The organism is Pseudarthrobacter sp. 01T43, from assembly GCF_056398665.1.
The window spans coordinates 186,206-200,341 of record NZ_JBFTPV010000008.1; the positions used below are offsets into that span (position 1 = coordinate 186,206).

Here is a 14,136-nt window from a genome sequence, read left to right on the forward strand (position 1 = left end):
CTTAGCCTTCCACTCCCAGCTTTTCCAGAATCAGCTCGCGGACGCGGGCTGCGTCGGCCTGGCCGCGGGTGGCCTTCATGACACCGCCCACGATCGCGCCGATGGCCTGAAGCTTGCCGCCGCGGATCTTCTCCGCGACGTCGGGCTGCGCAGCCAGGGCGGCGTCGATGGCCTCCAACAGGGGGCCGTCGTCGGAAACTACGGCCAGGCCGCGCTTCTCGACGATTTCGGCCGGGGTACCTTCGCCGGCGAGAACGCCGTCCAGGACCTCGGTGGCCATCTTGTTGTTGATCTTGCCGTCTTCCACCAGCTTGTTCAGCTCAACGATGGTGGCCGGCTGCACGCCCAGCTGGCCGGGATCGAAGTCGGCGTTCTTGGCCCGGCCGACGATCTCGCCCATCCACCACTTGCGGGCCACGGTAGCCGAGGCGCCGGCAGCGATGGTTTCCTCGATCTCGTCCATGACGCCAGCGTTGACCACGTCGCGGAATTCCAGGTCCGAGTAGCCCCAGTCGGCCTGCAGGCGCTTGCGGCGGGCTGCCGGCGGCTCCGGCAGGGTGGCCCGGAGCTCCTCCACCCACTCACGCGACGCGACGATCGGAACCAGGTCCGGCTCCGGGAAGTAGCGGTAGTCGTCGGCATCGGACTTGGCCCGGCCCGACGTCGTCGTGCGGGTGTCCTCGTGCCAGTGGCGCGTCTCCTGGGTGACCGGCTCGCCGGAGTCCAGGACGGCGGCATGCCGCTGGATCTCATAGCGGACCGCGTGCTCGACGGCGCGCAGCGAGTTGACGTTCTTCGTTTCGGAGCGGATGCCGAAGCGTTCGCGGCCATGCGGCCGTAGCGAGACGTTCGCGTCGCAGCGCACGTTGCCGCGCTCCATCTTCGCGTCGGACACGCCGAGGTTCTTGACGATCTCCCGGACGGCGGCGACGTAGGCCTTGGCCAGCTCGGGAGCGCGCGATCCTGCCCCTTCAATGGGCTTCGTGACGATTTCGACCAGCGGAACGCCGGAACGGTTGTAGTCCACCAGCGAGAACTCGGCACCCTGGATGCGGCCCGCGGACCCGCCCATGTGGGTCAGTTTGCCGGCATCCTCTTCCATGTGGGCGCGCTCGATCTCCACGCGGAAGATGGTGCCGTCGGAGAGTTCAATGTCCAGGTAACCGTCGTACGCGATGGGGTCTTCGTACTGTGAGGTCTGGAAGTTCTTGGGGGTGTCCGGGTAGAAGTACTGCTTCCGGGCAAACGTGCAGGACTCGGCGATCTTGCAGTTCAACGCAAGGCCGATCTTGATGGAGGACTCGATCGCGGTCTTGTTCACCACGGGCAGTACGCCCGGCATGCCCAGGTCCACCTCGTTCACGTTGGTGTTCGGCTCGTCACCGAAGACGTTGGGCGCGGAGGAGAACATCTTGGTCTTGGTGTTGAGCTCCACATGGACCTCAAACCCCAGGACGGGATCGTACTTCTCCATGGCCTCTTCGAAGCTCAGGGTTGCGTCCATGCTCATTACTTTGCCTCCTGAGTTTCGGTCGATAGGGCCAGTTCCGGCGCCTGGGCCAGCAGCGGGCCGCCCCACTTAGCTTCCAGCAGCGATTCCAAGACAGCACCAACCCGGTAGAGGCGGGCGTCCTGGCGTGCGGGTGCCAGCAGCTGGATGCCGACGGGCAGGTTGTCCTCATCGGCCAGTCCACCGGGCAGGGTCAGGCCGGGAACGCCGGCGAGGTTGGCGGGGATGGTGGCGACGTCGTTGAGGTACATCGCCAGCGGGTCGTTGAGCTTCTCGCCCAGCTTGAACGCCGTGGTGGGGGCCGTGGGCGAGATCAGCACGTCAGCCTGTGCGAACGCGGCATCGAAGTCCCGCTGCACCAGAGTGCGGACCTTCTGCGCGGAGCCGTAGTAGGCGTCGTAGTAGCCTGCGCTCAGGGCGTAGGTGCCCAGGATGATGCGGCGTTTGACCTCGTCGCCGAAACCGGCGGCGCGGGTGGCAGCCATGACGCGTTCGATGGTCATGGGACCATCCTCGGGGAGGACGCGCAGGCCGTACCGGACGCCGTCGAACTTGGCCAGGTTGGAGGAGGCCTCCGACGGCATGATCAGGTAGTAGGCACCCAGGGCGTACTGGAAGTTGGGGCAGGAAACCTCAACAATTTCCGCGCCGGCTTCCTTGAGCAGTGCCAGGGAATCGTTGAAGCGGTTCTCCACGCCGGGCTGGTAGCCCTCGCCGTGGAGCTCCTTGATGATGCCGATCCGCAGGCCCTCGACGTTGCCCACGCGGGCGGCCGCCGCGAGGTCCTCCAGCGGCTCCGGGAGTGAAGTGGAATCGAACGGATCGTGCCCGCCGATGACCTGGTGCAGGAGCGCCGAGTCCAGCACGGTACGGGACACGGGGCCGATCTGGTCCAGCGAGGAGGCCATGGCGATGGCGCCGTACCGGGAGACGCTGCCGTAGGTGGGCTTGACGCCCACGGTGCCCGTGACGGCACCGGGCTGGCGGATGGAACCGCCGGTGTCCGTTCCGAGGGCCAGCGGCGCTTCGAAGGCTGCGACGGCGGCTGCCGAACCGCCGCCGGAACCGCCCGGGATCCGGTCCAGGTCCCACGGGTTGCGGGTGGGTCCGTACGCGGAGTGCTCCGTGGAGGAACCCATGGCGAACTCGTCCAGGTTGGTCTTGCCCAGGATGGGCATCTTGGCGGCGCGGAGCCGCTTGACCACGGTGGCGTCGTACGGGCTGTGCCAGCCCTCGAGGATCTTCGAGCCGGCCGTGGTGGGCTGGCCGATGGTGACGATGAGATCCTTGACCGCGATGGGCACGCCGGCCAGTTCGTGGAGTTCCCCGGCCGCGGCGCCGCCGGCGGCGCGGATGGCGTCCACCTCGGCGGCGACGGCGAGGGCCTCTTCCGTGTTGACGTGGAGGAACGCGTTCACGCCGCGTTCGCCGCCGTCGACCGCTGCGATCCGGTCAAGGAACGCCTGGGTGACCTCGACGGAAGTGACCTCGCCGGCGCGCAGCTTCTCGGCCAGCTGGGCCGCCGAGAGGCGGATGAGTTCGTTGTTGTCAGTCATGCCTATGCCTCATCCAGGATTGCCGGGACCTTGAAACGGTTCTCATCGGAATCGGGAGCTCCCGAGAGTGCCTGCTCCGCAGTGAGCGTATGGCCCACAACGTCCTCGCGGAACACGTTGGTCAGCGGGATCGGGTGGGAGGTTGCCGGGACGTCATCACCGGCGGCTTCACTTACGGACTTCACTGAATCAACGATGACAGCGAGTTCGCCGGCCATCCTGTCCAGCTCTTCAGCACTCATCTCGATGTGAGCGAGCTGCGCGAGGTGCGCAACATCGTCACGGTTGATCGCAGCCATGGATCTCCCCTGCAAGTTCAAATTGTTTTCCGACCTTGCACGGCTCTTCGCCCGAACAAAGTGCGGTTTGTTTTCCGAACCAGTCTAGTGGGGAAACGTTGGTGCCCGTCTGACGACCCCCAGCGGGCGTCAGACGGGCACCTCGGTGCCGTGGCCCCGGTCACGGGGACCGGGCACAGGCAGCATAAGACTAGCCGATACCGATGGCTCCGGTCAGCATTCCTACACCCAACATGACGAGGCAGACCACTGCCGCGCGCCACAGGACCTTTTTGTGGTGGTCACCCAGGTCCACCTTGGCCAGGGAGACCAGGAGCAGGATGGCGGGAACCAGCGGGCTCTGCATGTGGAACGGCTGCCCGGTGATGGAGGCACGGGCCATCTCGGCGCCGCTGATGCCATAGTGCGCAGCGGTTTCGCTGAGGACCGGCAGCACGCCGAAGTAGAACGCGTCGTTGCTCATAAAGAACGTCATGGGGATGCTGAGTACGCCGGTGATGACGGCCATGAGCGGGCCCATGCTGGACGGGATGATCTGTACCAGCCAGGCGGACATCGCCTCAACCATGCCGGTGCCTTTGAGGACGCCGGTCAGGACTGCGGCAGCCATGACCATGCTGACCACAGCAACGATCGACGGTGCGTGGGCCACGATCTGCGCGGCCTGGTCCTTGACGTGGGGGAAGTTCACTAGCAGGGCGATGGCGGAACCCACCATGAAGACGTACGGCAGGGGGATGATGTTAGCCACGAGGACCGCCATGACAGCCACGGTGAGACCCAGATTGAACCACTGCAGCCTGGGGCGCAGGGTCTTGCGGTTAGGGTCGAGGGCGGTGCCTGCCATGCTGGTGTCGCTGTCATCAACCGGCGCTTCGGTGCGTTCCAGCACCGCGATTGAGGAACCGCCGACGGCGGGGCCTCCTGTTGCGGGAACAGGCGCGGTACCGCGTCCGGAACCTCCGCTGCCGGAACCACTGCGGGAGGTGCCGCTGCCGCCTGCCGGGGCGCCGTCGTCGAAAGCGTCAGTGGTGAAAGGTGCTGCCGAGGACGGCACGCCCCAGATCTCGGGCTGCGTGGCGCGAAGGCGGTTACGTTCCTGCAGGCCGAGGACCCAGGCGAAGACGAGGACGACGGCGAGGCCGGCGATGAGTGAGGGGATCATGGGAACGAAGACGTCGTTGACGTCGATCTTCAGTGCACTGGCGGCACGGGCGGTGGGGCCGCCCCACGGCACGATGTTCATGGTGCCGTTGGCCAGGCCAGCCACGACCGTGAGAACCACCGGGCTCATCTTCAGCCGGATGTAGATCGGCAGCATGGCTGCGGTGGTGAGGATGAAGGTGGTGGAGCCGTCGCCGTCGAGGGAGACTGCGGCGGCAAGGAGGGCAGTACCCAGGACCACCTTGGCAGGGTCATTGCCAAGCTTGCGCAGGATGAACCGGACCAACGGGTCGAACAGCCCGACGTCGATCATCAGGCCGAAGTAGATAATGGCGAACATCAGCAGGGCGGCGGTTGATGTCATGGACTTCATCGAGTCCATGACCATGTCGCCAATGCCCAGTCCGGCGCCTGCGAAAAGTCCAAAAACGGTGGGGACGATGATCAGCGCCAGCACTGGCGTCAACTTCTTCGTCATGATCAGCACCATGAATACCGCGATCATTGCGAATCCAAGTAATACCAGCACGGCCGGCTCCTTCATGTGAACAGCGGCACAGCGGTGTGACGCGTGCTACAGACTGTAGGGTGGCGGGCGTCACGCCCGTGCCTTTGGCTCAATTGATTGGCATACTGCTTATTCGGAGCATTTTGCGCATTCTGCTCACGCGCTCGCCGGACGAGATGCAAACGCCCGCAGCCCACCGGAACGCACTGCCCCACGACGAAACGCAAGACCGCACGGCGAAACGCCCTACGGCACGAGTTGCCACACGAGAGGAGGACCATGCCACGTTCCTGGCGCACGCCTCCCATCCGGTTCTCCACGCAGACTTTGTTCCTGCAGCTCGGCGTGGTCCTGCTTGTGGTGCTGCTGAGCACGGCCGTCCACGCCTGGCTGACGTACGACAGAGTGGGCCGCGACGCCGAAAACCAGGCCCTGACCTTGGCCCGGGCGGTGGCCGCCGACCCCTCAGTACAGGCCGACGTGCTGGCTATCAGTGAGCGTGAGGGCACTCCCCCGCCGGCCGAGCTCCGCGCCGGGCCCCTGATGGCCGCCGCCGAGGCGACGCGGATCCGGACGGGCGCCCTGTTTGTGGTGATCACCGACGAAACCGGCCTGCGCCTGGCCCATCCCGACCCCGCCCGGTTAGGTGAGAAGGTCAGCACCGACCCCACCGAGGCCCTCGCCGGGCAGGACATCACCACCCGGAACACCGGAACGCTGGGTCCGTCGGCTGGTGCCAAGGTTCCCGTCTACGCGCGGGGGACTGACACCGTGGTGGGCGAAGTCAGCGTGGGCTACTCCATGGAAACTGTGGGTCAGAGCCTTGAACGGGACATCGGACCGGTCGCCCTCACCGCTGCCGGGGCGCTGCTGGCCGGCATGCTGGCTTCATTCCTGCTGCGGCACCGGCTGCGGCGGCTCACCATGGGCCTCGAACCTGAGGAGATCAGCACCCTTGTCCATGACCAGGTGGCCGTCCTGCAAGGCGTGGACGACGGCGTCATCGGCGTCGCGGCCGACGGCAGAATCAGCGTCTTCAACGCAGCCGCACAGCGCCTCCTGGACCTCCCGGATGTATCCGGGACTTCGTGGGCCGGTGCGCCCGTGCCCACCCAGCTGAAGGCGCTGACCAGGGCGGATGCTGAGGAGGCGGACGCCATCGAGCTTGTCGCCGGGGGCCGGGTTTTGGTGGCGAGTGCCCGCAAAGCCCTGCACCGCCGGGAGGACCTGGGCTGGGTGGTGATGCTCCGGGACCGTACGGAACTGCAGCAGCTCACCCGCCAGCTCGACGCCGTGGGCACCATGTCCACTGCCCTGCGCGCCCAGCGCCATGAATTCGCCAACCAGCTGCACACGATTGCCGGCCTGATGAGCATCGGGCAGCACCAGCAGGCCCGTGATTACCTGGCAGGACTTGCCGCCACCGGACCCTTGAAATTCCCGGTGGACCAGGCCGAGCTGCTCCAGGACCCCTACCTTCAGGCCTTTGTGGGCGCCAAGGGGGTGGAGGCCGACGAACGCGGTGTCACCCTTCGGATCGGGCCGGAAACCCTGGTCCGCGGGCAGGTCACGGAGCCGCAGGACGTCACCACTGTGCTGGGCAACCTCATCGACAATGCGGTGAAGGCCGCAGTAGCGGGCTCCGCCACAGACCGGTGGGTGGAGCTGGAGGTGCTGGACGAACCGCACGAAGACGGCGGGACCCTCCTCATCGTCGTCGCAGACTCCGGCGACGGGCTGGCTCCCGGGACGGAAACCGAGGCAGTCTTCGCGGAGGGCTACACGACTGCGCCGGGAGCCGTCGGGCCAGATGCTGCAGGTCTGGACAGTGCCGGTCTGGATGGGCGCGGCTTGGACAGTGCGGGTCTGGATAGGGGCGGCTTGGACAGGGGTGGCCGGAGGAGTGGCGGCCAAGGCCTGGGCCTGGCGTTGGCCCGGAAACTGGCCCGACGCCGCGGCGGGGACATCAGGATCCTGGAAACTGGCACGCAGGGTGGACCCGGAGCTGTGTTCATGGCCTCCCTGCCAGGCACTACCGCCGGAACTAATTCGAGTACGACTGCGGGAACTCACACCGGCGCAACCCACACCGGGGCCGCTGACGGAACCCTCACCGGGGCCGCTGACGGAACCCTCACCGGGACTTCGGGCCCTATAAACACTTCAGAAAAGGATGACGATGCCTGAGGATTTCCGTGTGCTGATCGTGGACGACGACTTCCACGTGGCCAAGCTGCACGCCGCCTATGTCGACTCGGTGGCGGGGTTCCTCGCCCTGTCACCGGTTGGTACGGCGTCGCTGGCGCTGCAGACGATCCATAGCCTCCGCCCCGACCTGGTGCTGTTGGACGTGTACCTTCCCGATGCGTCGGGACTGGACCTGCTGCAGCAGCTGGATGTGGACACCATCATCCTCAGTGCAGCATCAGACGCCGAGTCGCTTCGCAAAGCATTCCGCCGCGGCGCCATGGGGTATCTGTTGAAGCCGTTTACGTCCGAGTCGCTCTCGCAGCAGCTGCGTTCCTATGCCCGGTACCGGAGGCTTCTGGGCCAACCGGGCGTTCTGGACCAGGGCGCAGTGGAGCGGGCTAAACGAGCGCTGATTCCGGGGGACGTGACGCCGTCGTCCAAGCCGCGGTCCGCCACCGAGGCAGCGGTTCTGGAATCCCTGATTGCCGGCGAGCAATACTCGGCAGCGGAGGTTGCCACCCGGGTCGGGGTCTCCCGGGCCACGGCACAGCGGTACCTGTCCTCACTGGCCGACGACGGCGCCGTCGACATCCAACTCCGCTACGGAACCACCGGACGGCCGGAACACCGTTACGGGCTGCCTGCGCAGTAGCCAGTCAGGGCAGGCGGCAGTTAGGGCAGGAGGGCAGCGGCCAGTTAGGTGGGTACCAGCGTGTCATCCTGCCGGCTGTCTCTGGCGTAAATGACGTCAGGCCAGTTAGGTGGGTACCAACGTGTCATCCTGCCGGCTGTCTCTGGCGTAAATGACGTCTGGCCAGTGGGGTGGCTCCCAATCGGGTTGTTCGCTTTGGTAGTGCCGGCCTGTGGGTGAAATCCAGCCGGGCGGTTCGTGCTTGCTGGGTTGGGTGGGTGTCCAGGCGGTGGTGTGGCGGAGCCGGTGGTGCTTGGGGCATGGCTGGCCAAGATTTGCGATGCCGGTAGTGCCGCCGTTGGCCCAGGCAAGGATATGGTCGGCCTCGTTATCCAGGGACGGGTTTGAGCAGCCAGGGAATGGGCACTTTCCGTCCCGCAACCTCAGCCATTGACGCAGGGCCTTGGGGACCCGGTAACTGTCGCGGCCGATCTCCAACGGGGCGCCGTCGCGAGGATCGGTCAGGACGCGGTGGAACGACTGGGCACCGTCAGCCACGAGGGCGCGGGCCATGGACGGTGGGATCGGCCCGTACCCGTCCAACATGGCGGGCTCCTCGGTCAGACCCATCAGCGCAAACACCGGCACGGTGACGAGGACCTGGGCTTTCGGTGGCGGAATTATCCCGGCAGCGTCGTCCAGAGTGCCGCCGAGGAGCCATGCCGCGACGTTGTCGGCACGGAGTTGAGTGAGGGTCCTGCCCTCGGTAGGTCCCTGAAGGGCCCGGGCTGCTGCGGTGGTCCGCTCCCAAATCCCGGATGCCTGATCGGCGGGCAGGTAGGCCGAGAGCCAGGCCATGCCGTCCCGGTCCGGGGAATACACAACCCGACGGTCCAAAGCACTGTTGGCATGGCGTTGTTCGATGCTGACAGGGTGGTGACGCTCGCGCCAGGTCAGGGCCTTGGCCCGGAACCGGCCCGGGACCAAGTGCCCGGCCGGGCCCCGGGCCGGGTTCGGCGCGTCAGGGTCCTGGAAATGGGCTTCCAACGCGTGGGCGCCGGCGGGGTCCAGGTTGATTGTTTCATCCACCATGATCCGGGCGTGCTGCCACGAAATGGTCCCTGCCTCAAGAGCGGCAAGCGTGAGCGGCAGGGCAGTACGTAAGCGGTGGGCTTCGACCAGCAGCCCGCCGGCCGTGCGTTCGCTGACCGTCAGGGCGCACGAGACCTCGGCCACGATACTTATTTCCTGACCGGTGTTGTCTTCCGGCGACACCGGCGGTCCGGCAGTTGACCGGGCGGCCTCGTCATAACCACCGGCGGCACGGACCTTTACCGCGGCGGCCATCGCCTCCAGCCCAGCCGCCCCGGACAACACCGTCAGACACGCCTCAGCCTCCCAACGAGCCAGATCACCCGCAGGAATTAGCGCCGGCCCCCGGAGCACACCGGCCAGCTGCGAAGCAGACGCCGCGATGGCCTCCAAAGTCTCCGCAGCTGCCGTGGTGTCCATATCTCCAGCATCACAGAGCAGCCCGTCGACAGCGCGAAGGCTGTACCCCTATGTGGATAACTTCCCGAGAGTATTTGGCAAGACTGCCGGCCCGGCTTCGCCTTTGCCCTGCCACGCGGCGGCCAGCTTCGTTCTGCGTTTAGCTGGCGCTCTTCTGCGCGACGAGTTCAATCTCCACCAGCATCTTCGGGTCGAGGAAGGGCAGGACATGCACCAGGGACAGGGTGGGCCGGATTTCGCCGAAAACTTCGCCGTGGGCCCGGCCGGCTTCTTCCCATTTGGCGATGTCCGTCAGGTACAGCTTGGACTGAACCACGTCCTCGAAGCTGAACCCGGCGTCGGCCAGGACGGTCCCCAGCTTCTTCAAAATGAACTGGGTCTGGGTGTAGAAGTCATCGCCCACGATGCCGTCTTCGCCGCTGGCGGCAGTGGCCGAAATGTAGAGCGTATTGTCCACCTGGACGGCCCGGGAGTAGCCGAGGGTCTGTTCCCAGACGGAGCCGGTGCCGAATGTTTTGCGCATGGTGGGCCTTTCAGTGCCGAAAATGAGTCGGCACCACTTTAGGGCGGCTAGACATCGAGCCGGTAAACCAGCAGCTTTATGTCGGTGCCGGGAATCAGCCAGTCGCGTGCCGGGACGCGCCGGAAACCTGTTTTCCGATACAGGCCATGGGCGCTTTCCCAGGTCCTGCCGGTGGTCAGCGCCACTCCGTGGATCCCATCCAGCGACTTCGCGTGCTCGATGATGGCCTTCACCATGGCCTGCCCTGCACCGCTGCGCTGCACAGCGGGGTCGACCACGAGCATCCGGAACTCCAGCTCATCCGCAAGTGCGATGTCGGCATACGGCTCGCCCGCGAGCGCCAACGTCACGGAACCCACCACCTGCCCGTCCCGCTCGGCAACCCAGATCGTGGCTTTCGCTGCACGTGCCGCGACTTCCTGGATCTGCTGCATGTACGGGTGGTCCGCGCTATCGAAGTATCCTGCTGCGAGGTAGGAGTCAGCGGTGATTCTGGCGATGGCGTCGAAGTCGGCCTCAACGGCGGAACGGATGGTTATTTGCGATTGCACCTGACAATGTTAGTGCCGGAACAGGCTCAGAGCGGAAACTTCCCGGCCAGCTCCAACGTTCCGGCGCAGGTCCAGGCCGCGAGCCGGTCCGCGTCAGTTGGCCCGCCGTCGACGGGGCTCTCCAGGCGCGGACGCCGCACCCAGCAGCCAGCTTCCTCCGCGATCAGCGCCCCGGCTGAGTAGTCGTGTTCGTTCAGCCCGCGTTCCCCGTAGGCGTCATGGGTTCCGTCCGCCACGAGGCAAAGGTCCAGCGCCGCGGAGCCCAGCCGCCTGACATCGGCGAACCCGTCCATGAGATCGCCGAGCATCGCTGCCTGCTCAACGCGTATTGCGGGATCGTAACTGAAGCCCGTGGCCAAAATCTGGCCGGTACGGCCCGCCACCGGGCCCTGGAGCGGGGTTAGCCGGCCGCCCTCTTCCAGCCATGCGCCGTGGCCGCGTGCAGCGTGGTAGACGCGGCCCAGGGCAGGCGCGTTGACGACGCCGGCCAGCCAGACGCCGTCGGAATCGGCAACTGCCACGGAGGTGGCGTAGTAGACGATATTCCGGATGAAGTTGGTGGTTCCGTCCAGGGGGTCGATGGACCAGCGATAACCGCTGGGGGAAGCAGGCCGCGTTGTCCCGTGTTCCTCCCCGGTGATGATGTCCTGCGGCCGGGCGGCCATGATGACTTCCCGGACGGCGTTTTCCGCGGCGACATCGAAGGCGGTGACCCAGTCCCCCGAGTCACCCTTGTTACTGACGTCCAAGGCGTCGCCGTTGCGTGACGCCAGCACCGCGGCGCCCGCGGAGGCCGCCTGCTTGGCCACCGCTAGGAGTTCTACGGTGAGGTCTTGCTGGTTCATTCTGTTACCTCTTCAGATTCGAAAGTGTTCTCGGGTTCGTTTGTCTCTTCGGATTCGGCAGCGTTTTCCGGTCCGGAAGTGTTCTCGGATTCAGCACCCGGGTCCAAAGCCGCGGCCGGACCGTTCGCCAGGAGCTCCCGGAAGCCGTCCTCGTCCAGCACGGGTATTCCGAGCTGCTCAGCCTTGTCCAGCTTGGTGCCGGCGTTCTCCCCGGCCACCACATAACTGGTGTTCTTCGAGACGGAACCTGCTGCTTTGCCGCCCCGGGTGAGGATCGCTTCCTTGGCCTCGTCCCGGCTAAAGTCAGGCAGGGAGCCCGTGACAACAATGGTCAACCCTTCCAGGGTCCGGGGTGTTGACTCGTCGCGCTCGTCCTCCATCCGGACGCCGGCCGCAGCCCAGCGGTCAAGGATCTCCAGGTGCCAGTCCTCAGCAAACCATTCCTTGAGGGCCGCCGCGATGGTGGGCCCCACACCGTCCACGTGCGCAAGTTCTTCTTCGGAGGCGTTCCGGATGCCGTCCATGCTGCCGAACGAGGTAGCCAGTGCGCGGGAAGCCCGGGGACCCACATGCCGGATGGACAACGCCACCAGCACACGCCACAGTGGCTGGGTTTTGGCCTTTTCGAGCTCCTTGAACAGCTTCTCCGTGGTAGCGGTTGGCTTCGACGGGGACTTGGCCGTGGCCTTTGTCCAGAAGTACGGGACCAGGTCCCAGGTTCCAGTACCGACACCCTTGGCGCGCTTCTCGCGCCAGACGGTCACGTCGGCCAGCTTGTTCCGGAGCTCGTCCCGTCCGGAGTCCGCCGCCAGTTCAAACAGTTGGGACTCGCTGCCCAGGATGCCGTCGCCGGAGGGTTCCACCCTGCCACCGTTGGTGGCGGGATCCGCGCCTGGTCCTGACGTGAGCGCGATGGCGGCCTCCCCGCCAAGTGCCTCGATATCGAACCCGCCGCGGCCGGCCAGGTGGAAGACCCGTTCGCGGAGCTGCGCCGGGCAGGACCGGGCATTGGGGCAGCGGATATCCACGTCACCTTCCTTGCCGGGCGCAAGGGGGGTTCCGCACGAGGGGCACTCGGTGGGCATCACAAAGTCACGCACGGGCGGTTGCTGTTGGTCGCGCAGGGCCAGCACGGGTCCGACAATCTCCGGGATGACATCACCGGCCTTCCGCAGGACAACAATGTCGCCAATCTTCACACCCTTGGCCTTCACGACGTCCTGGTTGTGCAAGGTGGCCATGCCAACGGTTGACCCGGCGACCTTCACCGGCTCCATGACACCGAACGGGGTTACGCGTCCGGTCCGTCCCACGTTGACTGCTATGTCAAGCAGTTTTGTGTGGACTTCCTCCGGCGGGTACTTGTAGGCCACGGCCCACCGCGGCACCCGGCTGGTGTAGCCAAGGGCCCGCTGGGTGGCGAGGTCGTCGACCTTGACCACAATGCCGTCGATTTCGTGCATCAGGCTGTGCCGTTTGTCGCCGTAGCGTTTGATGAAGGCAAGCACGTCCTGCAGGCTCCCGAGAACCTCGAAGTACGGGCTGACGGGCAGGCCCCACGTTTCCAGCAGGCCATACGTCTGGGACTGGCTGAGGGTCTCCAGCCCTTCGCGGGCACCGATTCCGTGGACAAACATCCGCAGCGGCCGCTTGGCCGTTTCTGCAGGGTCCTTCTGGCGGAGGGAACCGGCCGCGGCGTTCCTGGGGTTGGCCAGCGGTGCCTTGCCGGCTTCAATCAACGCCTCGTTGAATTCTGCAAACGCCTTGGACGGGATGAAGACCTCACCGCGGATCTCCATCTCGGCCGGGAATCCGGTGCCGGTCAGCTCCTGTGGGATTTCCTTGATGGTCAGCACGTTGTGGGTGATGTCCTCGCCCGTTGTACCGTCGCCCCTGGTGGCGGCCCGGATCAGTTTGCCGTCCCGGTACAACAGGTTGACGGCCAGGCCGTCGATCTTGAGTTCGGTCAGCCAGGCGGGCACAGCAGTGTCCCCGAGTTTGGTGATGCTGGCCTCGGCCTTGGTGATCCAGGCTTCCAGTTCCTCGAGGGAAAAGACGTCCTCGAGGCTGTACATGCGCTGCAGGTGTTCGACGGCGGCGAATGCGGCTGAGACCTCACCGCCCACCTCCTGCGTCGGGGAGTCGTTGGCAACGAGCTCGGGGTGCAGCGCCTCGATCTCCTCCAGCCGCCGGAACAGTTCGTCGAATTCGGCGTCCGAGACCAGGGGTTCGTCCTCCTGGTAGTACGCGAAGCGGTACTTCCTGACCGAGTCAGCCAGGTTCTCGTATTCTTCGCGGACCGATTCAGAAGGGACGGCATCCTGGTCAGTCACGTTCTCGTTGCTGGCGGCTGTGGCCTCTGCGGGGCCTGTTGCTGTGCTCACAGACCTATCTTGCCTTACCCCTCCGACACTTAAGGCCCGAGGGCCCGGACGGTGTGTCCGGGCCCTCGGTCAAACAAAGCCGGCCTAGCGTGAAGCCTGGTCCTGCTCGTTGGCGTTCCTGGTGGCCTTCTGCCCGGCATCCTTCAGCGCCTGGATGACCTGGTTCAAAGCAGTGCTATGCGTGCCGGACCACTCGCTGCGGAAGACCGTCGCGTCCGGGCCCTCCCACCTGGTGCCATCGAGCAGACGGGTGAGGTTACTCCGCTGCTGCTCGATCTCCGAAGCCCCGGCCTGCAGCTTCGTGCCAAGAGTCTTGAGCTGCTCAACATCTGCGCCCCAAATAGCCATCAGTTTCTCCTCATAAGTCATCGGATCCGATCCAGATCGGCATCCCCCGCGGCCCCCGGCTCATCCGGAAGATCCATTGCCCCCAACCTAACCCGGCCCCGGAAACCCGTCGATG

The 14,136-nt window shown here is 65.7% G+C and carries 12 protein-coding genes; 2 read left to right on the top strand and 10 right to left on the bottom strand.

Annotated features, from left to right (window positions below; translation table 11 throughout):
• Position 1: 1 nt before the first annotated feature.
• From gatB to AC1DIM_RS10470, 4 genes are all read right to left on the bottom strand, one after another.
• A complete protein-coding gene (gatB, locus tag AC1DIM_RS10455) occupies positions 2-1,510 on the bottom strand; it encodes an Asp-tRNA(Asn)/Glu-tRNA(Gln) amidotransferase subunit GatB (RefSeq protein WP_477710409.1) in 1,509 nt (502 codons plus the stop codon).
• Complete coding sequence (gene gatA / locus AC1DIM_RS10460; RefSeq protein WP_477710410.1) at positions 1,510-3,066, bottom strand: Asp-tRNA(Asn)/Glu-tRNA(Gln) amidotransferase subunit GatA; 1,557 nt, start codon at positions 3,064-3,066, stop codon at positions 1,510-1,512. Before gatA ends, gatB begins: the two co-directional genes overlap by 1 nt.
• A gap of 2 nt (positions 3,067-3,068) precedes the next feature.
• On the bottom strand, positions 3,069-3,365 hold the full coding sequence (gene gatC / locus AC1DIM_RS10465) for an Asp-tRNA(Asn)/Glu-tRNA(Gln) amidotransferase subunit GatC (protein ID WP_255769685.1): 297 nt from the start codon (positions 3,363-3,365) through the stop codon (positions 3,069-3,071).
• Positions 3,366-3,555: 190 nt separating this feature from the next.
• Positions 3,556-5,058, bottom strand: coding sequence for a CitMHS family transporter (locus tag AC1DIM_RS10470; protein WP_477710411.1), 1,503 nt, complete (start codon positions 5,056-5,058; stop codon positions 3,556-3,558).
• A 258-nt stretch (positions 5,059-5,316) separates the two neighbouring features.
• On the opposite strand from AC1DIM_RS10470, the gene AC1DIM_RS10475 reads away from it, so the two are divergent.
• Positions 5,317-7,224 carry a sensor histidine kinase gene (locus tag AC1DIM_RS10475; protein WP_477710412.1) on the top strand — a complete coding sequence of 636 codons (1,908 nt, stop codon included), beginning with the start codon at positions 5,317-5,319 and terminating at the stop codon, positions 7,222-7,224.
• The gene (locus AC1DIM_RS10480; RefSeq protein WP_477710413.1) at positions 7,217-7,879 is read left to right on the top strand and encodes a response regulator; all 663 of its coding nucleotides are present in this window, start codon (positions 7,217-7,219) and stop codon (positions 7,877-7,879) included. Before AC1DIM_RS10475 ends, AC1DIM_RS10480 begins: the two co-directional genes overlap by 8 nt.
• A 105-nt stretch (positions 7,880-7,984) precedes the next feature.
• Here the strand turns inward: AC1DIM_RS10480 and AC1DIM_RS10485 are convergent, their stop codons facing one another.
• From AC1DIM_RS10485 to AC1DIM_RS10510, 6 genes are all read right to left on the bottom strand, one after another.
• Positions 7,985-9,370 (bottom strand): HNH endonuclease signature motif containing protein, encoded by a 1,386-nt coding sequence (locus AC1DIM_RS10485; protein ID WP_477710414.1) that lies wholly within the window; start codon positions 9,368-9,370, stop codon positions 7,985-7,987.
• Positions 9,371-9,509: 139 nt separating this feature from the next.
• A complete protein-coding gene (locus tag AC1DIM_RS10490; protein WP_477710415.1) occupies positions 9,510-9,893 on the bottom strand; it encodes a RidA family protein in 384 nt (127 codons plus the stop codon).
• A gap of 47 nt (positions 9,894-9,940) precedes the next feature.
• The gene (locus tag AC1DIM_RS10495; RefSeq protein ID WP_477710416.1) at positions 9,941-10,444 is read right to left on the bottom strand and encodes a GNAT family N-acetyltransferase; all 504 of its coding nucleotides are present in this window, start codon (positions 10,442-10,444) and stop codon (positions 9,941-9,943) included.
• 26 nt (positions 10,445-10,470) lie between these two features.
• Complete coding sequence (locus tag AC1DIM_RS10500; protein WP_477710417.1) at positions 10,471-11,289, bottom strand: inositol monophosphatase family protein; 819 nt, start codon at positions 11,287-11,289, stop codon at positions 10,471-10,473.
• Complete coding sequence (gene ligA / locus AC1DIM_RS10505; RefSeq protein WP_477710418.1) at positions 11,286-13,673, bottom strand: NAD-dependent DNA ligase LigA; 2,388 nt, start codon at positions 13,671-13,673, stop codon at positions 11,286-11,288. Before ligA ends, AC1DIM_RS10500 begins: the two co-directional genes overlap by 4 nt.
• 84 nt (positions 13,674-13,757) lie before the next feature.
• Positions 13,758-14,021: a WXG100 family type VII secretion target gene (locus AC1DIM_RS10510; protein WP_477710419.1), complete on the bottom strand. Its 264-nt coding sequence runs from the start codon at positions 14,019-14,021 to the stop codon at positions 13,758-13,760.
• Positions 14,022-14,136: the final 115 nt, after the last annotated feature.